This window comes from Edaphobacter sp. 12200R-103 (assembly GCF_010093025.1).
Lineage (GTDB): Bacteria > Acidobacteriota > Terriglobia > Terriglobales > Acidobacteriaceae > Edaphobacter.
In genome coordinates this window covers 1,520,820-1,547,013 of record NZ_CP048114.1, presented here as the reverse complement: position 1 = coordinate 1,547,013, position 26,194 = coordinate 1,520,820, and the positions used below count along the sequence as shown (strand labels likewise).

General features: G+C 55.4%; 15 protein-coding genes, 1 tRNA gene and 1 pseudogene. 9 read left to right on the top strand and 8 right to left on the bottom strand.

The features are described from left to right. A complete protein-coding gene (locus tag GWR55_RS06390) occupies positions 1 to 1,950 on the bottom strand; it encodes an alpha-L-arabinofuranosidase C-terminal domain-containing protein (protein ID WP_238398685.1) in 1,950 nt (649 codons plus the stop codon). A gap of 563 nt (positions 1,951 to 2,513) precedes the next feature. Between GWR55_RS06390 and GWR55_RS06385 the strand changes: the two genes are divergently transcribed. Beyond that, positions 2,514 to 5,882, top strand: coding sequence for a carboxypeptidase-like regulatory domain-containing protein (locus tag GWR55_RS06385; RefSeq protein ID WP_238398684.1), 3,369 nt, complete (start codon positions 2,514 to 2,516; stop codon positions 5,880 to 5,882). A 49-nt stretch (positions 5,883 to 5,931) separates the two neighbouring features. On the opposite strand, the gene GWR55_RS06380 is transcribed toward GWR55_RS06385, so the two are convergent. Then, a complete protein-coding gene (locus GWR55_RS06380) occupies positions 5,932 to 7,704 on the bottom strand; it encodes a CRTAC1 family protein (RefSeq protein WP_162401518.1) in 1,773 nt (590 codons plus the stop codon). A gap of 32 nt (positions 7,705 to 7,736) precedes the next feature. Then, the gene (locus GWR55_RS06375) at positions 7,737 to 8,864 is read right to left on the bottom strand and encodes a tetratricopeptide repeat protein (protein WP_238398683.1); all 1,128 of its coding nucleotides are present in this window, start codon (positions 8,862 to 8,864) and stop codon (positions 7,737 to 7,739) included. Positions 8,865 to 9,067: 203 nt separating this feature from the next. Between GWR55_RS06375 and GWR55_RS06370 the strand changes: the two genes are divergently transcribed. Next, on the top strand, positions 9,068 to 9,889 hold the full coding sequence (locus GWR55_RS06370) for a carbohydrate-binding family 9-like protein (RefSeq protein WP_162401516.1): 822 nt from the start codon (positions 9,068 to 9,070) through the stop codon (positions 9,887 to 9,889). On the opposite strand, the gene GWR55_RS06365 is transcribed toward GWR55_RS06370, so the two are convergent. From GWR55_RS06365 to GWR55_RS06355, 3 genes are read right to left on the bottom strand one after another with little or no spacing between them, the layout of a single operon-like run. Beyond that, positions 9,890 to 11,344 carry a hypothetical protein gene (locus tag GWR55_RS06365; RefSeq protein ID WP_162401515.1) on the bottom strand — a complete coding sequence of 485 codons (1,455 nt, stop codon included), beginning with the start codon at positions 11,342 to 11,344 and terminating at the stop codon, positions 9,890 to 9,892. It lies immediately after the preceding gene. Further along, the gene (locus GWR55_RS06360; RefSeq protein WP_162401514.1) at positions 11,341 to 11,808 is read right to left on the bottom strand and encodes a hypothetical protein; all 468 of its coding nucleotides are present in this window, start codon (positions 11,806 to 11,808) and stop codon (positions 11,341 to 11,343) included. The genes GWR55_RS06365 and GWR55_RS06360 overlap by 4 nt, the downstream gene beginning before the upstream one ends. Positions 11,809 to 11,825: 17 nt before the next feature. Then, complete coding sequence (locus tag GWR55_RS06355) at positions 11,826 to 13,052, bottom strand: alkaline phosphatase family protein (protein WP_162401513.1); 1,227 nt, start codon at positions 13,050 to 13,052, stop codon at positions 11,826 to 11,828. A gap of 567 nt (positions 13,053 to 13,619) precedes the next feature. Here GWR55_RS06355 and GWR55_RS06350 point away from each other — a divergent pair. The 7 genes and pseudogenes from GWR55_RS06350 (at position 13,620) to GWR55_RS06325 (ending at position 21,353) form a co-directional block, all read left to right on the top strand. Next, positions 13,620 to 15,173, top strand: coding sequence for an FAD-binding oxidoreductase (locus tag GWR55_RS06350; protein ID WP_162401512.1), 1,554 nt, complete (start codon positions 13,620 to 13,622; stop codon positions 15,171 to 15,173). A 275-nt stretch (positions 15,174 to 15,448) separates the two neighbouring features. Next, on the top strand, positions 15,449 to 17,053 hold the full coding sequence (gene aceB / locus GWR55_RS06345) for a malate synthase A (RefSeq protein WP_162401511.1): 1,605 nt from the start codon (positions 15,449 to 15,451) through the stop codon (positions 17,051 to 17,053). 36 nt (positions 17,054 to 17,089) lie between these two features. Beyond that, positions 17,090 to 18,553, top strand: a complete 1,464-nt coding sequence (locus GWR55_RS06340) for an FAD-linked oxidase C-terminal domain-containing protein (protein ID WP_162401510.1) — start codon at positions 17,090 to 17,092, stop codon at positions 18,551 to 18,553. Beyond that, positions 18,553 to 19,764, top strand: coding sequence for an FAD-binding oxidoreductase (locus GWR55_RS06335; RefSeq protein WP_162401509.1), 1,212 nt, complete (start codon positions 18,553 to 18,555; stop codon positions 19,762 to 19,764). Before GWR55_RS06340 ends, GWR55_RS06335 begins: the two co-directional genes overlap by 1 nt. 15 nt (positions 19,765 to 19,779) lie before the next feature. Further along, positions 19,780 to 20,049: pseudogene (locus GWR55_RS19215) on the top strand (4Fe-4S dicluster domain-containing protein); the annotation flags it as partial. A gap of 336 nt (positions 20,050 to 20,385) precedes the next feature. Further along, a complete protein-coding gene (locus GWR55_RS19210; protein ID WP_238398759.1) occupies positions 20,386 to 21,165 on the top strand; it encodes a (Fe-S)-binding protein in 780 nt (259 codons plus the stop codon). 111 nt (positions 21,166 to 21,276) lie between these two features. Continuing rightward, positions 21,277 to 21,353, top strand: a tRNA-Asp gene (locus tag GWR55_RS06325). A 79-nt stretch (positions 21,354 to 21,432) separates the two neighbouring features. On the opposite strand, the gene GWR55_RS06320 is transcribed toward GWR55_RS06325, so the two are convergent. Next, positions 21,433 to 22,338, bottom strand: coding sequence for a site-specific integrase (locus tag GWR55_RS06320; protein WP_162401507.1), 906 nt, complete (start codon positions 22,336 to 22,338; stop codon positions 21,433 to 21,435). A 159-nt stretch (positions 22,339 to 22,497) separates the two neighbouring features. Next, on the bottom strand, positions 22,498 to 25,977 hold the full coding sequence (locus GWR55_RS06315; RefSeq protein WP_162401506.1) for a LamG-like jellyroll fold domain-containing protein: 3,480 nt from the start codon (positions 25,975 to 25,977) through the stop codon (positions 22,498 to 22,500). Positions 25,978 to 26,194 lie beyond the last annotated feature (217 nt).

Sequence of the window (26,194 nt, the reverse complement as noted above, 5' to 3'; positions counted from 1 at the left end):
TCAGTCAGTCGAAAGTTCCAGGATCTGGATCGAGTATGCAGGAACCGTGTGCTCGAACGTCTCCTTGATGCCTGTAAGCTCCGATCTCACCGGCACGATCCTCTTCTGCTCAGTGATAGAGTTTGTCTCAGCCGGGTTATTTCCTCCAAGCGTCTCTACAATCCCCGTAGGCTGCACTCTCTTGCCTTCCAGATGAAGCGTAACCGTTTGAGGCACAGAGTTGCCATTCACCAGCTTCAGATACAGCTTCTTCTGCGCACCTGATGTAGTCGCGGAGTAGAAGAATCGCTGTGAAAGGTGATCGGCTGACGAGGTTGGAACCGTGTCTCCCAGATATTTTGCGAACAGCACCTGAGCGTAGTACGACGGCGACCCATAGCTGGACATGGCATCATAGCCAATCAGATCGCTCTCCCACTGCATGCCTCCAGGATTGACGTTCACGAACATGGGAGCATACGAAGCCATCACAATCAGATCGCTATTACGTTCGAAGCCGGTCATCAGGGCTGCATCGCCCAGAGCTGAGTTGAGATTTGGCGTCGGAGAACCTTCCCGAGTGGCCCACTCGCCTACAAAGATCTTCGGTCCATTCCTGTCTGCTGTGTCGTACTTGCTGGCGTGTTCGTAGCTCTCGACTGCACGCAGATAATAGTGATCATCCTGAACATCCGGCTTGATTCGCTTCAACGGCATGGTGGCGATGGTTTTGAGATTGGGATAACGGGCTTTGATGGCCTTATCGAATTGGGCGAAACGCGACTCGTAGCTGCCCGAACGGTCAAACCAGTCCTCGTTTCCGATCTCGACGTAGTGCAATGGAAATGGTTTTGGATGGCCTAGTTGGGCGCGCTTCTTTCCCCACGGAGTATCGGTACCGCCAGTGGCAAATTCGATCTCGTCGAGTGCATCCTGAACATAAGGTGTGAGAGCAGGACCGGCATTCACATGCGCCCCTTTTAGGGAATATCCGGCGTAGACCGCGAGCACAGGCTCAATGTCCAGGTCTTCGGTCCACTCCAGAAATTCCAGAAGACCCATGCCATCCGAAGACTGATAGCGCCACGGACTAGGATGAGTCGGACGATCTACCAGCGGGCCAATGGTCGTCTTCCAGTCGAAGCGATCCTGAATCTCATCTCCCTCCAGGTAGTTTCCACCGGGAAGACGAAGAAACTTCGGATTCATGGCCTTCATCTTTTCCATCAGGTCCGGCCGGTTCCCGTTATCGCGGTCCTTGTATGTCGGCGGAAAGAGAGAGACCAGACTGATCCATACCTTGCCCGGATGAGATACCGTCAACTGCAGGTGATTCTTGGAACTGGGTTCTACCTGCCCTGTCTTCAGCAGGACCTCGTATCTCTTCCACTGGCCGGAGATCGCTCCACTGGCTGCAGACGCGACGACCTTTCCGCTGTCATTGTTGATCAGGGACAGGTTGATCGGTCCTTCATCAGCCTGGTCAGTCTTCGCATAAAACGAGGCTTTGTAGGTTGTGTTCGGGTGAACCGCCATTCCCCAGTAGCCTTCGTTGTAAACGCCCAAGGGGTTTTGTGCATCTGCCTTGGCCACGTCGATCAACAGGCTGTTCTGGAGCGCTTCGCTTGGACCGTTGGAATCGTCGATCTCCATCTTTCCGCTGCTGTTTCCGTGCTCAACGACAAACCAGTGGGCTGGCTGCGAATGCCGGCGTCCACCAAAGGTTCGGTTTCGAACCATCTCCGCATACAGGCCGCCATCGTAAGAAAAGTTAATCTCTTCTGTCATCAGGCCGTATAGCATCGGGCTTACTTTGTGAGCGGGGCTGTCCAGTTTGATAGAGATGGCTGCTGTCTGGCCTGACTGCGCATATGCGGCATTGGATAGCAACAGTAGCCCAAGGCTCGTTGCCGCATAATGAAGTCGATAGCGTCGAGCGCCCTCCCGCACGATCGGTAAACGCAATTTCAATGTGCTGTCCCTCCCGGTTCCCACATGTGGTTTTTATTTGAGTAAACGTTATTACAGTTTCTGAAGCATTACGGTAGTCGCTCCTTTTTGCGAGCGTCAACCCCATTCATTGCAATCGATCGGACTTCTGCAGCGGTTTGAGCGGGATTTACCGACTTCTTTCGGCATGCCGTGTCCTGTCAAAGCCCCTTAGCCGTGAGGCGGGGAAGAGGAGGGCAAAACTGTCTGTTCTGGAAACAAAATCGTATAAATATCGCCCATAAATTAGCTTGACAAATCCGAGGGCGTTTATTTAAGCTGCGACCGCTTCAAGGAATCAGGCTCCCCCTGCGGCGAAGACCGCATGATTTTTACAAGACGTGAAATAAAGCTCACAGGGTAAATTCGCTCGAAACACTTTGTTTGCAGGATTTATCTCAGGTCAATAGAAAACGTTTTCCAGAAAATCGCATTTTCCCCATGCATTGACTGGAAGGACAGATTGCTCGCTGTAAGACTGCAGGATGTTTTTGGAGGGTCACACCGTGCGCCGAAATCTAAGTTTCTTGCTCGTTGTTTTAAGTATGGTGCTGTTTGCGCCATCCAGCTGGGGCCAGGAGAATGCAACCATTACCGGAACCGTAATGGACTCTTCTGGAGCCGTCATCGCCAATGCCGATCTCACGCTTACGAATCCTGCAACCGGTCAGACCAGGAAGGCGGTCTCCAATAACGCTGGTATCTACCTCTTTGCCAACGTCGGCATCGGACGATTCAAACTGGACGTAACAGCCCCGGGATTTCAGAAGTACACCAAAACCGACATCGTCGTGAACACAGCTCAGACCGTCAAGCAGGACTTCGAGCTGACGGTCGGCAGCGAAACCCAGACCATCACGGTCGAGGCCAACGCACTGCAACTGCAGTCCGAGACCAGCGAGGTCAGTAACCTGATCAGCGGTGAGCAGGTGACGCAGTTGGCGACGAACGGTCGCAACGTCGTCTCCCTGGCGGCGCTCGGCATGGGCGTCTCCAATAACCTGCCTGCGTTCGGGGGCGTGAACGCGCTCACTTCGGCAAACGGGATCAGCTTCAACGGAACAAGAACCTCGCACAACGTCTACCTGCTGGATGGCGGCGAGCTGAATGATCGCGGCTGCGGTGGCTGCTTCAGCTCACTCCCTTCAGTCGACGCACTCGCACAGTTTCAGACACTCGACAGCAATTACAGCCCCGACTACGGACTCGGGTCCGGCGGAACGATTCTGATGGTGCTTCGCTCCGGAACCAGCAAATTCCATGGAGGTCTCTGGGAGTTCAACCGGAACGAGGCATACGATGCCAACCACTACTTCACCAATCTTGCCGGCCAGCCCAGGCCAAAGTTTCGCTTGAATAACTTTGGCGGCAACATCGGTGGCCCGCTCTGGATTCCGCACATCTACAATAATGCGCGCAATCGCACCTTCTTCTTTGTCAATGAAGAATGGAGAAAGCTGGTGCAGGGAAGCGCCCCGTCAACTGTAAACACCATCGCATCGAATAACTTCGCTCAGCCCGGACAGGATCTTACCTATCAGGTGCCGTCCAACGGAACTGTTCCGGTTGTGCCCGTTACCAGTGATCCTGCAAAGCTCGCGATCTATGCCGGGAGAGGTTTGACCCCCGGACAGCCTTTCCCCAATAACGTCATTCCCCGGGAATTGATTGATCAGAATGCAGTACTGGAGTTGAATGCGGGTACCTTCCCGAAGCCGAACTTCGGCGCAAGTCAGTACATCTCATCGATTCCTCAGCCGACGAATGTGCGAGAGGACGTCGTTCGTATCGATCACGCCATCAACACGAAGCTGCAGTTGATGGGACATTACCTTCACGACGGTGTGGATCAGACCTACTATCCTCCACTCTGGGGCAACAGCTCCTACCCTACGGTAGGAACGGCAATGAAGAATCCATCATGGTCGTCGACGATCAAGCTGACTCAGACTCTGTCGCCTAACCTGCTAAATGAGACCGCATTTCTCTTCAGCGGCAACACCATTCATCTCGATCCTGTTGGCGTATCGGCAAAGCCACAGGGCTGGACGGCAACCAGCTTCTTCCCCGGAGCAAACAACTTCGGCAACCGCATGCCCGAGATTCAGCTGGGTGGACCGTACAACACCAACTGGAGCTCGAGCTACTTCCCCTGGAAGAACTCTTACATGGGGTATGAGGTTCGTGACGACCTCTCATGGAACAAAGGCCTGCACCAGTTCAAGTTCGGCTTCTCGTGGCTGCATGCTGTCAAGAACCAGCAATTGCAGGCGAATACCCAGGGAACGGCGGTCTTCAACAACAGCTCATTCTCGAAAGACTCGTATATCAACTTCCTCTTAGGCGATGCGGCCAGCTTTACCCAGCTGGAATACCTGGCAGGCAAACACTGGGTAAACAACAACTATAGTTTCTATGTGAACGATAATTGGCGCATTGTTCCTCGCCTCACTCTCAACCTGGGACTACGGTTCGACGGAATGCCGCATGCCTTCGAGCGCTACGATCAGTTCGCGAATTTCGTCCCGAATCTATACGATCGAACCTTGCCATATCCATTGAACCCCGACGGAACTCTCAACCCTTCTTCTCTGACGGCATTCCAGGGACGCCCGTTCTACCTCAATGGAATGCGTGAAGCAGGCGTTAATGGATTCCCACGGGGGAATGTGCAAAATCAGTACCACACTTTCCAACCACGTATTGGGTTTGCTTACACTCTTCCTGGTTCAGGAAGCACCGTGGTTCGCGGCGGCTTCGGTATGTTCTTTGAGCGTGTGCAGGGGAATGACGTTTATAACGCCGCTCTCAACCCGCCGTTCGCCTATCAGCCTTCAGCAAACAACGTGTACTTCTCGAACCCGCAACAAAGCGCTCTGACCGGTGCTACCACCACACAAGCATTTCCATCCACGATGACTACGCTGCAGTACGATTACACTCCACCAGGGACTGCTCAGTTCAGTCTGGGAGTTCAACGTCAACTCGCTCCTGCAGTGATTGCCGTTGTACAGTACGTTGGCTCCCTGGGCTGGAGCCAGAGCAATGATCGTGCTATCAATACTCTCCCTCTGACGAATCCTAATAATCCATCGAACCCCTACGATCTACGCCAGGGAGTTGCGGCGGGCAGCCTCAATCCAAATCTCTATCGGATCTATCCAGGATTCAGCTCCATCAATCAACAAGAGAACCAGAGCAACTTCAGCTATCACTCACTTCAGGCGGGTATGCGGATGGAGAACCGGCATGGGGTGACCTTCCAGCTCGCCTACACCTACTCGCATGAGATCGATATCGTTGCCAATGATCTCGGCGCTCTTTCCAATCCGTTCAACCGGGAATATGACCGCGGCTCAGGAACGTTTGATCGCCGTCATATCTTCACAGCAAATTACATCTACCAACTCCCGTTCTTCCGTGACAGCAGCAACGGTTTTAAGAAAGCCGTTCTGGGAGGCTGGGAGCTGTCGGGAATCACCGTTGCGCAGGCTGGAGCGCCGCAACCGCTCCGCTACACCGGTGTGGACACGCTTGGTCTTGGAGGCGGCACAACGAACCGGCCGAACCAGGTCTCGAGAGTCCGGTATCCCAAGACCAGACTGGCGTGGTTCGATAAGAGCGCCTTTGCCGACCCGACTGCTCCATGGAACGGCGGCCCGAATCAGGGATTCGGGAATGCCGGCAAGGATGCAGTCCGACTGCCCGGGCTCTTCAACTTCAACATGGCGCTGTTCAAGTCGTTTGCATTCACCGAGTCTGTAAGACTCCAATTGAGGTTGGAGACCTTCAACACCTTCAATCACACACAATTCAATGGAATTGATTCCGCATCCAACGACGCGAACTTCGGACAGGTCACCTCGACCTATGATCCGAGAACGCTTCAGTTGGGAGCTAAATTCTCCTTCTAACCCAAATCCACTGAATCGGGGATGCCGTGTCGTCGACGGCATCCCTGATTTATTTTGCCGTTGAACCGAGCGCCGACGTCTCGATGCCTTTTCCCTCGGTAATCGTCACTAACTGGTTCGTCTCAATGCCGGTGAATCGTTCGACCAGACCATTGGTCCAATGGACTTCCAGGTCTGCGTGAGTGTTTTCACCTACTCCAAAGTGCAGCCGCCGGTCATTGACGGAGTAAAAACTGGATTGCCCTAGCACGGCCTGAGCCTGCGTCTTGCCGCCATATTTCGCTATCACCCGTGAGCCGATGGCGCTCCGATTGGACGTTGTCCCTATCAGAAGGACCTTCAGCCATCTCAGATTGTTCTTTAGATCGTTTCGCAACAGCGATGGTGGCTCGTTCAGATTTACGACAATCATATCGACATCGCCATCATTGTCGAAGTCGCCAAACGCGCATCCCCGGCTGCAGTGTGATGCCGCTATTCCAGGGCCAGCTTCATCGATCAGCTCCTCGAACTTCCCATTGCCAAGATTCCTAAAGATGAACCGTGGAGTCTTGAGTGGGTAGTTCGGGAGTGCCCTTTCTACCTCTGGGTAGACAGAACCCGTGACTACTGCAAGGTCGGGCCATCCATTGTTATCGAAGTCGGCAAATCCCGTGCCCCAGCATGTGTAACGTGTCTCTACACCGAACCCGCTCGCAAGCGTGACATCGGTAAACTCCCCCTTGCCGTCGTTCCTGTAAAGCACGTTGGTGTCGTCGGAGAAGTGCGTCTTGAAGATGTCGAGGTGACCGTCCAGGTTATAGTCGCCAATAGCAACGCCCATCCCTGCTTGCTCGGCTCCATCGGCGCTGAAGGCAACACCTCGTTCTGCTCCCTCTTCGCTGAATGGAAGCCGATGTCGATTGAGCAGAAGCAGGCTCGGAGTGGAGTCGGAGGCGACGTAAATGTCCGTCCAGCCATCCTCGTCCAGGTCCGCAGCGACAGCAGTCATCGAATAGGTGCGCTGCGCTTTTGCAACCCCCATCTCCTGCGTCACATCGCGAAAGGTGCCGTCTCCCTGATTGCGATAGAGATAGTTTCGCGGCATGGGAAGCCCTCGCGGTCCGCAGTTAACAGCCACTCCCTTGAAGTTGCAGTATGGATTGGCGCCGGGCTTTGGAATCCGATCCATATGCAGATCAACATAGTTGGAGACGAACAGATCCAGGTGTCCATCCCGGTCGTAGTCGACGAATGTGCATCCCGAACCCCACCTGGGCGCACCTCCGTACAGAAGGCCTGCCTTCGCAGTTACATCCGTAAAGGTGCCGTCGCCATTGTTGTGGTAAAGAATGTTCTGCCCGTAACAGGTGACAAAGATATCCTCGAAGCCATCGTTGTTGTAGTCGCCGACAGTCACCCCGCTGGCCCATCCATGATGGGTCAGGCCTGCCTTTTCGGTGACATCTGTAAACGTCCCATCGCGATTATTTTTGTACAGCCGATTGCCCGAATCCGATGCGCCATCTGACAGCCGCTTTCCGGAAAGGACAAATACGTCAAGCCAGCCGTCATTGTCATAATCAAAAAACGCGACCCCACATCCCACCGTCTCCAGGATGTAATTCTTGTGCTCCAGCCCTCCGTATATAACGGGGAGAGTAAGTCCGGCCTGAGCCGCGACATCGGTAAATCGGGCGTCAAATGGAATCCCCGATGGCTTGCCGCGGGGAACCGGCTTCACGTTTCTGGTAGCCACGCCTTGCGCCAGGCTGATGGTGGACGCAGCGCCCATCCAAAGAAAGCTGCGACGGGATATTGTTGAGGCCTTATTGTTCTTCATCGTCTCCCGCCTGCTGGTCGTGCGACATTCTGCTACTGCTGCCTTGCACTGCCTCCGGAGATCTTTTCGATCAGGCTGTCATCGGTCTTCTGGTGAAGCTGTTTTGTCTTCGTCAGTTCTTCCGCGGCTTTCTGCTTTTGTCCCACGGCAGAGTAAACGCGAGCCAGCCTGTAATGCGCATCCGGTTGCGAAGGGTCCAGCTCAATTGCACGACGGAATGCCTCAATCGCCTCCTGATTCTTTCCTTGGTTCATATACACGCAACCGATGTCGAAGTGAGCCAGGCGGCTTGCCGGTTGTAGCTCAAGAGTCTTGTTCAGATACTGCTGCGCGACTTCATTATCGTTGTTGTGGAGTGCAATGTCCCCCAGGTAAAGATATGCCTGCGCATATCCCGGGTTATTCGCAACCTCGGCCTTCAGCTCCGGAGAAGCCTTGTCATACTCTCCCTGCTTGTAATACAGATACCCCAGTTCGAAGTGCAGTACCGGCTCCTGCGGAGAGGTGCGCGCCGTCTCCGCCAGCTCCTCAATTGCCTCATCTGTCTTCCCCATCCCATCCAGCGCCTCTGCCATCAACATATGGGCCTGTGCCGACTCCGGATTGATTGCCAGCATGTCTTTGAACTGTGCCATCGCGCAGTCATACTGCCTGCTCCACAGGCAGCTTTGTGCCAGCACGTTTTTCAGTTCCAGGTTGGAGGGGTCGCGTTGCACGGCCGGCCTCAGGAACTCGGCGGCGCGTTGATATTGACGCAGCCCGTAGTAGCTCATCCCGATCAGAATCGCACTCCGCTGATCCCCAGGATTTTGCCTGGCGACCTGTTTCAGAACGCTGATCGCGTTCTCGAAATGCCCTTGCTTGAACTCCGCAATTCCGAGGTTCGACTGGACCTCCGGTTGATACGGCTTAAGCTGTAGCGATCTGCGGTACTCGGCGACTGCAGCAGGTAATTTATTTTGCTGTGCCAGAACCACTCCAAGGTTGGCGTGAACGACGGCGTTTGTAGGATGAGATTTCGCCAGTTGCCTCCAGACCTGTTCCGCGCCAGCATAATCGCCTGCTTGCATCAGTTGCGCGGCGTGGGTTAACTGACTGTCCTGCGCGTGCAACGGAGCAAGGCTCGCAACCAACACGAATCCGCCAGCGGTCCATAGCATGAGGCTCCGGAGGCAGCGAAGTTTTGGCCGGCAGCTCCACCACCGTGGTGCTTGAGATACACGCAACCTCGTCTTTGCACTTGTCATTCGCAAGCATTTTAGCGCTCCTGCATTCGTGTGGACAGTCATTCCAATCAATCTGCTTCGTCATGTATCAAACCGCAGGATATAAAGGTGTGAGTTCCTCTTGGCGTTCGGAGTTGATGCCAAAGAATTCTCTTCAAGGAGTCATCGTGCCTCTTTCAGGTATTCTCCGCTGCGGCGTTCTTGTTCTCCTGGCCCCGACTATTCTCAGTCAGGAAGCCCTGGCGCAGCACAAAGCTCCTGCTCCACTGGCACCGCCCGCTGGAAAGCCGAAGGCCTATCAAGTTCACCGTGCCACGGAGCCTGCCGTGATCGACGGAACCCTGAATAAGCGCGAATGGAAGCACGCCAAATGGACCGATGACTTTGTCGATATTGAGGGAGTCGTCAAACCGAAGCCCCGTTTCCGCACCCGCGCAAAGATGCTTTGGGACGACCACTACCTCTATATCGCCGCCGAGCTGCAGGAGCCCGATATCAAGGCGACGATCACCCGACATGATGCCGTGATCTTCCATGACAACGACTTCGAGGTCTTCCTCAAGCCGTTGCCGGAGCAGGACGGCTACTTCGAGTTCGAGATGAATGCTCTCAATACCGGCTGGGACCTTTATTTGGACAAGCCTTACCGCTACGGCGGTCACGCCGACAACAGCTTCGAACTCGACGGCCTGAAGACAGCCGTCGCCCTTCATGGAACTCTGAATAACTCCACCGATACCGACCCAGGCTGGACGCTGGAGATTGCCATCCCCTGGACCGCCTTTGCCTCCCGGCAGTCTGTCCCCCAGCCGCACGAGGGCACCACCTGGCGCATTAACTTTAGCCGGGTGGAGTGGAAGCCGGGCAATCCCAAAGAAGACAACTGGGTATGGTCTCCCCAGGGAGTTGTCAATATGCACGTGCCGGAGCGCTGGGGGTATCTCGTCTTCAAAAAATAGCTAGAAAAGCGATGGCCGGGATGACCCTCCCAGCAGTGTTGGGCTGAGATTCGCAATCGTATGGTGACCCTCGGGCCCCCCCCACGCGAACAGCAGATAGAAAACCGGCAGGCCTCCTGCGCGGACGGTCAGGCCAGCAGCAAACGACTGCTTCAGATGATCGAACGAGATATCGTCCCGTCGCATCGCAATCTTTGCCTCATCGACCGAGAACATCGCTCCGATCGGAAGCTTGCCGATGGAATGCTCGATCTTTCCGCGCATCAGCATCATGTTTGGTCCGCGGAAGCGATAGTCCGGATAGCTGGAGAGCATGGAGTCGCTATTGATGTCCGAGCCTCCGATCGTCGGATCGAAGTAGAAGGGAACCCTGCTGCCGGCTCCCGCGACCGACTCCGACAAGAAGAAGCGAAGTGTGATCGCTCCCTCCAGATTCTGCGTGGTCGATACCCGGGGACAGGGAAGTGCAGAGCTAGTGGGATTTGAGACTGAACAATCATCAGGACCGTTGTGCGAGCTCGGACCGGTATCGCGTCCTCTGCTGTATGCTTTCCCCAGGCTGCCGTAGAACAACCGATAAAGCGGGATCTCGTGACTGAAGTCGCCCTTCCACCGCCGGAACGAATATGCCGAATCTCCCGCCGAGACAAACTGCTGGAACTGAACCCGATAGTTCAGCCGAAGAGTATCCGCGAATAACGCAGGTTGTATCTGTATTCCCTCCATCGGCTGAAAGTAAACAGATTGACTTGTCAGCCCCGGCGCATCAGCTTCTGTGAACCGCTGCTCGATCGAAAGAATCGATTTCTCGCTTCCGCTGCGGACCGAAGGGAACCTGCCGTTCAGCTCCCCGGCCAGCGCAAGGTGCAATTGCGGAAGAAACCCGTTCAGTGGAACCGTCGTGCTTACTCCGGTGATATTCTCGCGGAACCCGAACGTCGTCTGGCTGGCTTGTGGGGTGTTTGGGCCCAGGCCATAAAAGTCCACGCGGTTGAGAGATGTTGTATCGCTGTACAAATTCAGCACCGGAGCAGAGCCGAAAAGCGGACCTCTGGGGACCTTGACGGACCCTTGTCCTGGATAGACTGGTCGTGGAAGACCGCCAGCGAGACGATAGCTCTTCATAAAGCCTCCGACTCGCCATGATCCGTTCGGCGTTGCGACACCGTCAGCGTTCCAGTTCAGTCGCCATCCGTTCTTCAGGTTTGCGTGCTCCACAAATGCCAATCCTGCACCGAATCCATTTTGCGGTGCAAGATTTCCAACGGCGATGTGAACGGGCTGTCCCATCACCAGGGTCTGTCCGCAGTCCATCATGCTGCCCAAGCTGAACTGACCGCACTTCTTCAGGGCCTCGCCTTCCACACGAAAATCACGTGCAAGCCTGCTCTCGTCTTGAGCAAAGGCGCTTACGGAGAGGAAAACGATAGAAAAAAGAAGGGAGAATCGCATCATCTCTTCTTTCTGCTGCGCGATGGCTCAGTCTTTTTAGCGGCCTTCTTTGTGGTTAGGCCAGTCGCCGTCTTCTTCGTTCGGCTGGCTGTCTTTTTTATTTGTGTAGCGCTCGTTTTCTTATTGGCACTGGCGGCCAGAGCCAGCATGCGGCTTGATGTTGCCTCCTTCTTCCCACTCTTCTTCGCCGCTTTCTTTAAAGGCTTCCGGATGCTCTCCACTTTGGGACCGATCTTCTCCACCTGCCCGGCCCACACTCCGCTTTGCAGCACAGCCGTCATCGCCGCGATGTATCCGGCTGCCTCGGCTTCAGTCTTGACCTCTCCTTTTGGAATCGTGCGACGCTGTTTCCGACTCAACCGTTCTTCTACGTGCTTCAGATGCTCCACCTGAGACCGGATCAGGTCCGAGATGGGGCGATCCTGGTTGAAAGCTGTCTTTGGTGGCGCTGCCACGCGTATAAGCATTGTCGGAAGTCTCCTCTCTAGTCGAGTGCAAAGGCTGGACAATCATTGTCACTTCGCATCTTCGTCAGGCTGATCGATTCGAGAAACATATTTGCCGCCTTTTCGCGGTCTGATCTCTCGTCGTATTTCCCGATAAAGTAATCAGTCACCGTGGCCGGAATGGAGGCATGCTCAAACACCTCATTGATTACCGTCCCCCGCGCGATCCACGGCGAGACCAGTATCGCCGGAACCCGCACGCCCAACCGGTCGAAGTGAAAGGGATCGGGTGTTCCCGTCGCGCTGGGCTGGGCCACAAACCCATCCGGCGTACACGCTGGCGGAGATACATGGTCGTGGATTCCGCCGTGCTCGTCGTAGACGATCAGCAGAGCTGTATTCGGCCAGAGGTCGGGATTATTGCGAATGGCGTTATAGACGCTCGCGATAAACTGCTCGCCTGCGCGGACATCGTGGTCCGGATGCTGGTCGCTGGCCAGCAGCTCGCCCGCTCCATTCGGGTCTTCGTGATCCGTATAGTTCGGCTCGATGAAGCAGTAATCTGGCAGTTTGCCCGAGCTACAGGCATGTAGAAAATCTTTGAAGGTACCAAACAGCGCCGGTTGGTTCTGCAGTAGGTTTACCACCTCGAGGGAGGAGCTTGCCTGGTCGTAGTAATAGAGCTTGCTGGTACGTCCGCTGGCCAGCATCCGTTCGTAGATACTCTTGTACTTCCTGTTCCAGTAAAAGATGTCCATGCTCACCTGGCCAAAGGACGTGCCGTAATGAGCAAAGGCGCGGTTGCAGAGTGTAGGCCCGGGAATCGATGAAAACCAGCGATTGAAGACCGCGAACTCCGTTGCCAGGGTCGTCAGCACCGGTAGTTTGTCCGGAGTGAAGTAGGACATGATCTTGCGCGAGTGCTTCACATTGCGTTGCTGGTTGTAATAGCTCTTAATGAACCCCTGCATGTTTGGCTGGCGCGCAGGATTCTGGGATTCGGTGACTCCGCCAAAGATCTGCAGATCGACCGCCGGAAAGTGATGGTCCGGATCAGGATCGAGTTGACTCTGGTACTCGGCGTCATCGGTCACCTTGATCATGGCGCCGGTGGAATCGGGATTCGCCTCATTCCCCGTCAGGCCATCGATTTGTGGATGCTGGGCCTTCAGGGCACCAAGCATGTGATCGAACGATCGATTCTCCATCATCAGGACGACGATGTGTTCAAGATTTTTGATTCCGGGAAGTGAGCGATCCAGCATGAAATGTCCTTTCACAATCGGTCGTCAGTAGACGTATGGGAATAGCCCATGCGCTCCTCGTGATCTGGCCGCTCAAGGCCCCACTTCTTTTGAAGATAGCTATCATAGGGCAAACTCTGCCAAAAGAACATCCTCGACCTCCACGAAATAGCGTTTAGGAGTGTCAAGCGAGATGCGCCCTGAGTAGACTCCGCCTCCACATTCGCCTGCTCGAACGGAGTGATCAACCCGACCATAGTGCAGCGGGTAGAGGAATCCGTTTTTCTCCCGGAATGCCTAGGCCAGCATGACAGAGGAGCAGATTAGGCAGGCGTTTGGGTATTGAATGGTGTTGGAAATTTTGGATATAACTCGAATAATTAGAATATTTTGCGTGAAATCGATGGGGAGGGGATGTATCGAGTGGAAATTCCTAAGATTCATTCGTCTCTCAAGTGAGTGCGCCTTCTTTTTGCCGAAGCTGTCGGTGGGGACAGCAACACTCGCTATATCAGAGCAATAGGGCGAATGCCTCATTACGGACTTTGATGTCTGCTGGTATTTTGCCTCCAGAGGAAAATTCTCGTCATGTCTATTGAGATCGTTTTATCCGACGATATCCGGTTTGAGCATCTGAGTCAGGGCCAGAACGCCCGCTTCCCTGAAACAGCCCATGATCGCGCAAGCAGAGTCGCCCTTTGCGATAGCACGGAGGATGTTGCTGAAGTGCTCGAGCGTTTCGTCCGCGCCGGCCTGCGGCCAACGGTGCGCTCCGGCGGACATTGCTATGAGGACTTCGTTGACAACAACCCAGGCGGAGCGATCATCGACCTCAGCCTGCTTTCTGGCACTGCTCCTCTTCCCCACGGTCCGAAATATCGGCTTGGAGCGGGCACGAAACTCGGACAGGCTTACCCGGACCTTTACAAGCGCGACCTGGTAACTATCCCTGGTGGAACATGCCCTCCCGTCGGCGCTGGCGGACATATCTCCGGTGGTGGTTACGGCCTCCTCTCACGCCTGCATGGAATCACGCCCGATTGGGTGAGTGCAGTCGATATTGTCACGGTTGACCATGCAGGAAAAGCGAAGATTGTTCGCGCCGACAAAAGGCAGAACAGCGATCTGCTTCGAGCGTGCCGCGGTGCCGGCGGAGGAAACTTCGGCATCATCACGAACTTCTACTTCGACACCCTGCCAAAGGCCCCGACCGAGGTCCTGCGAGGCAGTGTCAGCTTCGGCTGGGATGGTATGACGGAAGAGCGCTTTGAGCGAGTCCTCTATCTGTTCAGCAACTACTGGGAGACCCGTGGCAGAGATCCTGAAACCTGGGGCCTGTTCTCCATCTTCAATCTCTCCCACCGCAGCTCCGGGCATCTTGGCATGTCCGTAAACTTCACGAACCCGGACGGAACCGTCAACGACACCCGAGTGGTGGAAGAGTTCCTCGCGATGTTCGATGAGTGCAAGCCAGTGGCGCAGCTTTCGGTCCATCCCGCGATGGCCGAGCATCACCCTGAACCACCCCCGTCAGGAACGAACCTGTGTCTGGCCAAACACACCCTGAACAAGATGGCCTGGATCGACGCCAACAGCGGACGATCCGGAGGCGGCAGGGGTGGTCCGATCGTGAATCACCGTCACAAGTACAAATCAACCTTTATGAAGAAGAGCTTCACTCCTGAAGAGGCTCGTTGTTTCTATAAGCACCTCACCCGCGAGATTCCAGGAGCCGACCTGTCCAGCAGCACCGTGCTCGCAGACTCCTTTGGGGGCGCTGTCAACAAGAAGGAGAAATACGAAGAAACCTCTGCTGCACAGCGTGATTCCATTCTGAAGCTGCAGTTCATCTCCACCTGGACTGATTCTGCACAGGACCAGGGACATGCGCAGTGGATGCGGGACTTCTACACCGAGCTCTACTCGATCGGAAAAACAGGAAGTAAGCATGCCGGAACCCCCTTCTGGGGCGATCAGTATCAGGGCTGCTATATCAACTATCCGGACGCCGATATGCTGCAGTACGACTTCTGGCCTCAGCTTTACTATGGAACTGATGACCTCTACCCATTTCTGCAGAGCGTGAAGCGGCGCTACGATCCCAACAATATCTTCCATCACGCCATGTCGGTACGTGTTTGAAGGTGATGCGGTAAAAATCTGGCTGAGAGAGGATAAGCCGCCCGACTCATCCTCTTCTCTTTTTATCAGCGCCCTAACAAAACGCTGATAGTGGACAGCCTTACCCTCACTTCCATATAGTTGTCTTTCGCTCGGGGGCTTACTTCCGATGGTTGCGACCATTAATGATTATGGTCTGACTGTAATACCAGAGGTGATGTGGCGAATTGCTTGCACGTGTATGTGTGAAGCTTGGTGACGAAGTAGAACAAATCTTTAAATCCGGGAGTTCGATCGTGTCTAACCTGCCGTCTGGAATCAAGATCATTGCACCTGTCTCGTCCGAATTTGCGGAAATCGTTTCGCCGGATGCGATGGCGTTTCTTGCAAATCTTCAGCGCAAGTTCGGTGCTCGCAGGAAAGAACTGCTGGCCGCGCGCGTTGCGCGCCAAGCGAGGCTCGATGGGGGAGAGAAGCCGGATTTTCTTGCAGAGACCAAGCACATTCGGGAAGGGAAGTGGCGCTGCGCACCCATTCCGGCCGACCTTCAGGATCGCCGCGTCGAGATTACCGGACCAGTCGATCGGAAGATGATCATCAACGCGCTCAACTCGGGATCGTATGTTTTCATGGCGGACTTTGAGGATTCCTCAACACCGTTGTGGAAGAATCTGATTGAGGGACAGATTAACCTGCGCGATGCCATTCGCCGCGTCATCTCCTTTGAAGACGAGAAGACCGGTAAAAGTTACAAGTTGAACGAAAAGACCGCGGTCCTGTTTGTCCGCGCCCGTGGCTGGCACATGGTGGAACAGCATGTGCTGGTGGACGATGAGCCGATGTCTGCCTCTATCTTCGATTTCGGTTTGTATTTCTTCCATAACGCAAAGGAACTGCTGGCGCGTGGCAGCGGACCTTACTTCTATCTTCCGAAGATGGAGTCTCATTTGGAGGCGCGTCTGTGGAACGAAATCTTTGTGGAAGCGCAAAATACGCTCGGAGTTCCGCAAGGAAGTATTCGCGCAACCTGTCTGATCGAGACGATTCTGGCGACGTTCGAAATGGACGAGTTCCTCTACGAGCTTCGCGACCACTCCGCCGGACTGAACTGCGGCCGCTGGGATTACATCTTCTCCTATATCAAGAAGCTCGCCGGCGATCGCTCCATTGTGCTTCCCGATCGATCACAGGTGACCATGACGACCCATTTCATGCGTAGCTACTCGAAGCTGTGCATCAAGACGTGCCACAACCGCGAGATCCATGCCATGGGGGGGATGTCGGCTTATATCCCGATCAAGTCCGATCCGGTCGCGAACGAGAAGGCTCTCAGCCAGGTACGTGCCGACAAGGAGCGGGAGGCAGTGGATGGCCACGACGGAACTTGGGTGGCGCATCCGGGGCTGGTTCCGGTGGCGCTCGAAGTCTTTAACCGTGTGATGCCTCAGCCCAACCAGATCGATAAGAAACTCTCGGACTTTGAGGCGACAGCGGCGGACCTGTTGGAGGTTCCACAGGGTGAGATCACGGAAGCCGGACTTCGCCAGAACGTTGCTGTAGGGCTGGGATATGTGGAAGCCTGGCTGAGAGGTATCGGCTGCGTACCGCTCTTCAACCTGATGGAGGATGCTGCGACCGCAGAGATCAGCCGCGCCCAGTTGTGGCAGTGGGTGCATCATGGGGCTGCGCTTCAGGATGGACGCAAGGTAACGGTGGACTTATGCGATCAGGTTATCGATGAGGAACTGGCAAAAGTGAAGCCTTCGGTGGAACCGGAGCGCTACGCGGCCTACGAAAGAGCGGCCGCACTGATGCGGAATCTCATTCGCAGCGACAGATTCATTGAGTTCCTCACGTTGCCTGCCTACGACGAGGTTCTGAAGACAGAGGTATTTGCCTAGCGCTATGCTCAGGCGACCCAGTTTTGCAGAGGCATTATGTCTTCCTTGCTGACATCAGCCGTTATCTCTGAGCTGCGCGAGATCGTAGGCGAAAAGAGCCTGATTACAGCACCGGCTCAGTTGCAGACCTACGAGTGCGATGGGCTTACAGCCTTTCGCACTCCTCCGTTGGCTGTTCTGCTTCCTGAATCGACCGAGCAGGTCCAGAAGATCCTGCGGCTGTGTCATCGTGAGCGAATTCCATTTGTTGCGCGCGGCTCTGGAACCGGGCTGTCCGGCGGCGCTCTTCCTTCGGAAGGCTCCGTCGTGATCAGTCTCTCGCGGATGAACCGCATCCTTAATATCGATATACCCAATCAGCAGATTACGGTCCAGCCCGGCGTCATCAATTCCAATGTGACTGCGGCGGTAGCGGCCCAGGGATACTTTTACGCTCCTGATCCAAGTTCTCAAACGGTCTGCTCGATCGGCGGGAATATCGCCGAGAACGCAGGGGGAGCGCACTGCCTGAAGTATGGCTTTACTGTGACCCATATCCTCGAGATGACCGTCGTGCTTCCCAATGGCGATCTGGTGAAGATGGGCGGAAAGACGCTCGATGCGCCTGGTTATGACCTGTCCGGCGTATTTATTGGAAGCGAAGGGACCCTGGGGGTCGCCACCGAGGCTACGCTTAGGATCATGCGGCGCCCGGAGACGATCCAGGTCATTCTTGCAGCGTTCGACTCCATCTCTGCAGCGGCGCAGTCGGTTTCGGATGTGATTGCGTCAAGGCAATTGCCCGCAGCTATGGAGATTATGGACCGCCTTTCCATCGAGGCGGCGGAAGTCTCGGTTCATCCCAACTATCCCGTCTGTGAAGCCCTTCTGTTGATCGAACTGGATGGACCGGAGGCAGAGGTGAATCTGCAGATGGATGCCGTGACCGATATCTGCAGGAAGAACGGAGCCTCGGAGACGCGACTGGCGGTCGATGAGAAGGCGCGATTGCTCGTCTGGAAGGGACGCAAGGCTGCCTTTGCTGCTGCTGGAAGGCTTTCGCCAAACTATATCGTTCAGGATGGCGTCATTCCACGCACTTCGCTTCCGGTTGTTCTCGAAAAGCTGAACTCAATGGCAGCTGCAGAGGGGCTGCGGGTGACGAACGTCTTTCATGCCGGCGACGGTAACCTCCATCCCATCGTCCTCTACAACCGTGACAACCTCGGTGAAGAAGAAAAGGCAATTGATCTGTCGCTGCGCATCCTGGACGTGTGCGTGGAGGCCGGCGGCTCCATCACCGGCGAGCATGGCGTAGGTCGCGAAAAACAATGCAGCATGAGCTATATGTTTGCCGATCCGGACCTGGAGACTATGCAGAAGGTGCGGCGGGCGTTCGATCCGCTGAACCTGGCAAACCCCGAGAAGATATTCCCCACACCGCGGCTCTGCGGTGAGCGGTCAAGAGGAGCTTATGTGGCGCATCCTCTTGAGGCGAGCGGTATCGCGGAGATATTCTGATGCATTCTTTCGTGGAGTCATGGGTCCGTGAGGCTACAGCGCATTTTGGGGAGACGGTTTCCGCAGCCAGCCCAAATGCTGAGTCGGTTCTTGCTTCTCCAATCGACGTAGAACAGGTTTCGAAGATACTCGCCTTTGCAAACGATCGCCGGTTGAGTGTGGTCCCGGTAGGCGGCGGCACCAAGCAGCAGTGGGGAAGGGGAGCGGCTCCTCACATCTATCTATCTCTGGCTCGCCTCGATCGTGTGATCGAACATCCCTGGCAGGATCTTACCTGTACGGTTCAGGCAGGGTGCGCATGGTCGAAGCTTCAGCAGGCGCTCGCCATGCATGGCCAGTTCGTCGGTCTGGACCCGCTGTTTCCCGAACGCGCAACCGTTGGAGGGATCATAGCGAGTAACGACTCCGGAGCATTGCGCCTGCGTTACGGCGGCCTGCGCGACCTGGTGATTGGTATGACGCTGGTGCTTGCGGATGGAACCATCGCGAGGACAGGCGGCAAAGTGGTGAAGAATGTCGCAGGCTACGATCTTGCAAAGCTGTTGACAGGAAGCCTTGGGACGCTCGCGGTCATCACGGAGATCAACTTCCGCCTGCACTCTCTTCCTCATCACCTGCGGAGATTCTCTGTCTCCGCGCCACAGGCGTCGCGGTTTTCGTCTCTGCTCGCCTCCATTCGCGCGAGTCACCTACTGGCGCAGACATTGCAGATAACGTGTAAGCCAGAGATCTCCCGTATGAGCATCGTGCTCGATGCTCATGCCGCAGCTCACCAGGAAGAATTGCTTTCGCGGATGGTAGCTGACGAAGGGCTAAGCCTGGAAGAGATGCCCGCATCCAGCGATATGGAGCGGGATGCGCTCTTCCAGGCCGATGCAACCGTTCTGAAGATAGCGACCATGCCAGCGCAGGTATGCGAGACAGCCGGTCTGCTTCAAAAGGTATCTCCGGCGCTTGAGGTCGAGTCGGTCTCGCAGGCTCATGGGCTACACACTGTAGCAATGCGAGGTCCGTCGGCGAGCGTGATAGAGGCTATTCATCGAATCCGTTCAGGGATGCTGCATCCGGAATCGACGGTATCGGTCCTGCAGATGGCTCCGGGTGTCGATGTCAAGGCGCTTGAGATTCCAGCACCTGCTTTGAATGTGATGCAGGCAATCAAACAGCAGTTCGACCCGGAGAATATTCTTGGTCCGGGAAAATTCTTTTAGCGGCGGCATCAGAGAATGGCTCAACTTACTCAAATCGAAAAGCCTGAAGCGGGAAAGAAGGCAAGCCGCTTCGACGATCACAATCCGCCGGCGAAGGAGCTTCTATCAGACTGCGTTCATTGTGGATTTTGCCTGCCCGCGTGTCCGACCTATGTGCTTTGGGGAGAGGAGATGGATTCTCCTCGAGGACGAATCTACATGATGGCCAAGGCGAGCCAGGGTGAAGCATCTCTGGATGACGTCTTCGCCACGCACATGGATAACTGCCTTGGATGTATGGCGTGCATGACTGCCTGTCCCTCTGGAGTCCAATACAACCAGTTGATCGAGAGCACACGATTTCAAATTGAACGGCACGTGCCTCGATCCGAAGGCGAATCTTTCTTTCGCCGAATGTTGTTCGCGGTCTTCCCCTATCCTGGCCGATTGCGTTGGTTGGCGGTACCGGTCTTTCTGTATCAGCACAGCGGTCTTGAGTCTCTAGTACGCAGCAGTGGGCTGCTGAAGCTGCTGCCTGAGCGCCTGGCTGCGATGGAGGCGCTCCTTCCCAGAGTCTCGAAGAGTACATTTCGGCGCTTGCCGAGGCTTACTTCTGCATCCCGGAACTCTACGACCTCTGCGATGAAGCCAACAGTTCGGGTCGGAATGCTTGCGGGTTGCGTCCAGCAGGTTTTCTTTCAGCATGTGAATCAAGCAACCGTACGCGTACTGGCTGCCGAAGGCTATGAGGTGGTAGTACCTCCCGATCAGTCGTGTTGTGGCGCATTGATGGTTCACTGCGGTGTAGAGCAGGACGCGCGTGCGCAGGCGCGCAAGCTGATCGACACCTTCGAGAACGCGAATGTGGACTATATCGTGGTGAATGCCGCAGGGTGTGGATCTACCATGAAGGAATATGGTCATCTTCTGAGTGATGATGCTGACTGGAGCGATCGGGCCAAAAAGTTTTCTGCGAAGTGCCGCGACATCTCCGAACTGCTACTTCTGAATCCCCCACGGCAGACTCGCAATCCGCTTCCCATTAGAGTCGCGTATCAGGACGCCTGTCACCTTCGACATGCACAGGGGATCTTTGACGAGCCCAGATCGTTGCTTCGTGGAATTCCTGAGCTTCAGTTGTTGGAGATAGGGGAACCGAATCTGTGCTGCGGATCAGCGGGGGTCTACAATCTGCTGCATCCCGAACCGGCTAGGGTGTTGGGAGATCGAAAAGTCGACAACGTGCTTTGCGTGCAGCCTCAGGTTCTCGTTAGTGCAAACCCGGGTTGTCTGCTACAGATACAGGCCGGCCTACGCCGCCGCGGTGTGCCCGAGATACCAACCTTTCACATGATTGAACTGCTTGACGCCAGCATCCGCGGCCTGAGCGCAGAGATGCTCCTGAATCGCTCAGTGAAATAGAAGTAAGACGTAACGGACGGGGATCGGTGGATAAGATTCGACACCCTATGCTGATCTTCTGATAGAATCAAATTCGTCAGCAAGTTGATCGTGAGAAGAGATCGGCAAGCTGGGGACGTAGCTCAGTTGGTTAGAGCGCTGCCCTGTCACGGCAGAGGTCGCGGGTTCGAGCCCCGTCGTCCCCGCCATACATTCCAAAAGACTTACGGAACGTATGGACCTAAAGTGACAACGAAATCTGGGCACGATACGGGCACAATAAGATTCTTATCCTGCATTTTGAGCCTGTTTTTTCGAATCAGTTGTGCCCACGTTCGCTACTTTTGTTACCTCGCTTGAAACCATCATCCTTACAACCTTGCTTTGTGCGGCTCGCTTGTTCGAGTTCACGGCTTGCGTGTAAACGTCGAGCGTAATTCTGCTGTTCGCGTGTCGCAAAAGTTCCTGAACGGTTTTGACATCCTCCCCGTTTGCCTTCAGCAACGTGCCGAAGGAGTGGCGGAAAGTGTGCCAGCCGATGTTCTTGTTTATGCCAATCGCTTTCGCAACTGGCTTGATGTGACGCTTCATGAGATTGTCCGGCCAATAGGGCTGCGTTCCCCTCATCGTCTCGCTGGCGAAAACGTAGTGGTCGTCAGATGTGTAGGTACTCTGACGGCGCCAGCGCAGGAAATCCTCTGCCATGTAGCTGTCCATCGGAACGGGTTTGGCGGAGGCCTCTGTTTTGCAGTTGCCTACGACTTGGTGCCAGATCGATCGCGTGACACGAAGCTCCAAGTTCTCAAAATCGACATCGCTCCAGCGAAATACTAGCATTTCGCTGACCCGAAGCCCAGTCGCCGCGTCGAGAAGTGCTAAGGTGCGCTCCCGGACCGACAGCTTGCTGAGAAGAAGTTGGAGTTCGGCCAGTTCGAGTATCTCAGGTGTTCTCTCCCGTTTTGCGCTTTGGCGGACGAGCTTGATAGGGTTACGTTCAACCCACTCGTAACGCATTGCGTGATGGAAGATGGAACTCATGATATTTCGAATCTTCGCCCTCGTCCCCTTCGCCCGCTTGATGCTATCCAGCCATTCTTCAACTGCGACTGACTTGACCTGATCGATCCTGAGATCTCCCCAACGAGGAAGAATCCAGCGATTCAGATAGCATTCGCATGCGGCTCGCGGGATCATAGCGTCGCGAGTAGAACGGGGTGAAGATGGCATTGCCGTGGTGCCAAGCGGAAGGATGCGTAACAGTATTGCCATCGATGAGAGAGGCTAATCTCTTCTGGGGTCTCAGCCTGCATTTGGGTTTCAAAGCATGAAGGTTGCAGCCAAAATGTTCTCTAGCTAGTGAGTGCCCACCTCCGCTGTTGTTTCCTCCTCATTCCATCCATGCAGTGAGACGTGGAGCGCTCCAGGGCCGCAGGCATTGAAGGGTGCATTCACGGTTATTAGACGTTCTTCCCCAGGCATCAGCGAGACGTAGTTGTCGCTGTAGTAGGCGGGCAGGACGCGGCTGCCATCCGCACGGAGCAGAGTTAGCTTCAGCTCCAAGGCTGGACTGGTCCCGCGATTCGTCAATTTCACCGAAAAGGTCTTTTCTTTGCCCGACAGAGATTGAACGTTCTCTCCTGAAACGGCCTCGGCCTGAACGTTCACAGGCGCAAGATCGTTCAGGCCGCGAAAGTCCTTCTCTTCATGCGCGACCCAATAGAAATTGTCGGCGAGCAGATGACCCGATAGATCTTTCATCTCCAAACGTACCAACACGAGTGGTACTAGATGGAAGATCGAGGCCAAGGGGAGACGAGTCCATGCGGCAGTAGAGTTGGCCGAAGCGCTGACGCTGCCATCGATTCGACGGAGCACCTGACCTTGCGGGGAGTAGATCGTCGCCGCAACCCGCAGAGCAGACAGCGTGACCAAGGTCGTATTGACGATGGCAACGGTGTAATCGGATAGATCCATTTGAATGTGCAGGGGCGCATTTGCTTTCTTGACAGCATAGAAGGACGCCTGGGTATCGTAGTCCGAGCTATAGATCTGCCACATCGTACTGGGCCACGCAGGATGCGTCATCCATAACATGCGGCCGCTGTTCGGTTGCCAGAGATGTTGATAGAAGCCTTCGAAGATGGCCTGATGGTCAACGTAGTTGAACATCTGGATGCGGCGTTCAAAGTTTTGAAACGATCCCGGCTTGCCGAACTCGATCTCCATGTGCTGCATGAGCGTGTGGACGTCTCCTCCGCCAGACTGATGCCAATCGTGATAGGCCCAGGCATCGCTGATCGGCCAGCGGTCTTGAGACGCAACCGTATGTTCAAACGCCTCGCGGGTTGGGAAGGATGCTATGCCGAGTTCCACGGAGAAGCCTCGATTCAACGTGCTGAAGTACAGCGCAGGATTTTGCCAGGAGTATGGGCCGCTCTTGCGCAAGTTGATTGCATTGGAACTGGGCGAGTAGAAGCGTGTCCCATCTTCTTCTCGAAGCATGGTGATCATCTGGCTATTGAGCGCGGGCGGCGGAACGCCCTCATTGCGGCCGCACCAGATTGCGATGGAAGGGTGGTTGCGGTCACGGCGCACGACGTCGCGGGCATTGTCGATAAAGAGAGAGACATCGCCAGGTTCTGCGTTGGAGTTCTGCGTCGAAGACCAGAAGTCGTTCCAAACGAGCATGCCGTATTCGTCGGCGAGATCGAAAAAAGTTTCCTCCGTGTTCTGTCCCACCCAGTTCCGCACCATGTTGAGGTTCGCTTCCCGATGCAAACGAAAGTACGGCTCCAGGCGGCTGCGGCTGGCTCGCTTTCTGGAATCGTCCATGCCCCAGTTCCCGCCGCGTACCGCGATGCGAACGCCATTCACTTTAATAACGAGATCGGTCATATCCGGTTCGTTGGTCACTTCTCGAATCGCCGACGTTCCCTCGGCTTCACGAGAGATCGAAGAGGCCCATCCTGCCGCCGTCTGGCGCATAGCTTCATGGTGAACATCCACCGCGTCGTAACCCTTGCCTAGAGTAAGGGTGGGAATGGCTTCAATTCGCTCCAATCTGCCGAAATGGTTAAACAGAGTGAGTTCATAGCTGATCTCGCGAATGCCGAATGTGGTCGAGTGGGTGTCGGAGATCGTTCCCTTCGCATCCACGACCGCAAGATGAAGATGATATAACTCAGGCGATCCGTATCCGTTCGGCCACCAGAGCCGCGGATGCGTCAGATGCAATTGGGAGAACTGCCCCGGCAGCAGAGACAGTGTGCTGTCGCCGGGGTGAACCACCGCGGGCATGCGCAATGCGACGCCCTCGAATGCTGCCTGGAGCACAATGTGCTGTGAAGCGCCTGTCGCGTTGTGAACGGGAACATGGATCTCGATATTGGCGGTCGCACGGTCTGGAAGCGGGAGACGGGTAATGACCTGCGGATCTCCGATCGTGACAGCGCCCGATTCTTTCAGTGAGACGCTTTGCCACAGGCCCGTATCGCGATCTCGAATTGCTGGTATCCAGTCCCATCCCTCAGTCGCTACGAATGTCGGGCCATCGATCAACATGGCTCCGCCATTGTCACCGGGACCGCCTTTGAGCGATTGCTCCTGAGGTATCCCGGGATGGGGCGGAGGAGAGATGCGAATCGCGAGTGCATTGATTCCAGTCTTCCGAAGCACGAGGGTGACGTCGAAGTCGCCACGACGAAACGCTCCCCGCATATCGCCTAGACGGACGCCGTTCAACCAGACCTCGGCCGAGTAATTAATGCCTGCAAAGTGCAGCGTGCGCCGGGAAGTGCTGTACGGGCTGGGCGAAGGAAACTCCACGCGATACCAATAATCATGCTTATTGAGAGATTCGGGAATCGCCAGGTTGTTCAAGCCAAAGTCGGGGTCGGGATAGACTCCTCGATCGATCATGGTCGTCAACACGGTGCCTGGAACCGTTGCCGGCATCCACGAAGCATCGTCGAAGCCGGCTTGGGAAAGAGCACGCCCATTGACAGACCTGGCGATACGCTCATTGTCTACGGAGAGCAGCCTCCAATTATCTGCAATCGTCCAGGTCCGTTCGCCGTCTGCTCGCAGCGTCGGTTCGGATGCAGGCATGGACTTCGCTCGTGGCTTCTCCGCGGGGAAGCCATGCGGCATGGTGTCTGGAGACTGCGGCGCCTCATACCCGACGCGTTGACGAGTTTGCAGGCGCCAGGGCTTGGCGTTCTCTTCAGGCAGTTGCGCGCTGAAATCGGGACGCTGCACAAAGCGACTCATCATCTCCTCTGGAGAAAAAGCTCGTGCGGCAATGGAGAGACCGCCAATGTCTCCGCTGAAGTGGCGCATGTCCGCTGGCACCGTGGGAGCGAGCGACAACTCCGGTGTCACAGGTTCGTTGCTTACGGCACTCGTACCCGCGGGGTGCCCATCGACGTAGAGGGTCAGTGCCCCGCCGTCTTCAACAGCTCCAATTAAATGCCAGGTCGTGGGGTCCAACGCTGCAGGCGCGACAATCTGCTTATCGGCTACCTGGACAGCGGGATGTGCATCTCGGAGCAGCAGCACGCGAGGCGCTTGATCATCTGGCGCGCCGATTCGAGCGATCGCCGACGTTCTGGGACTGTCGAGGCCGATCCTTACCCAGGTCCATTCGCTCCACGCGCCGGATGAAGCAATCTCCTGCTGAATGGGTTTGCTGAGTTCAGGGCCTCCTTCCACAATATGGGCGATGTATGGCCCGGCAGTTGCGTTCTCGGACAGAGCGGGGAGCGAAAAGAACCCCGAAGTGGATATCAACAAAATCACAACGCGCAGGAGGCGTCTGAGGTCAACAACTGACATGGTGAGGAACTCCCTTGAGGTAGGTACGCGCCGTCCACTCCTTGTCGCAGTGAAGGCGGCGCACACCCAATACTCCGGGACTTTATGCGTAGAATCTTGAATTCGCTACGTTTGGTGCGTTTGGTGATTTCCTAACCATGCGTTTCATCCCATCTCGCTTCTTGCCTCAGGAACATTTCCCGTCAAGGGGTTATGGTCATCTGATATCATGTCGTTC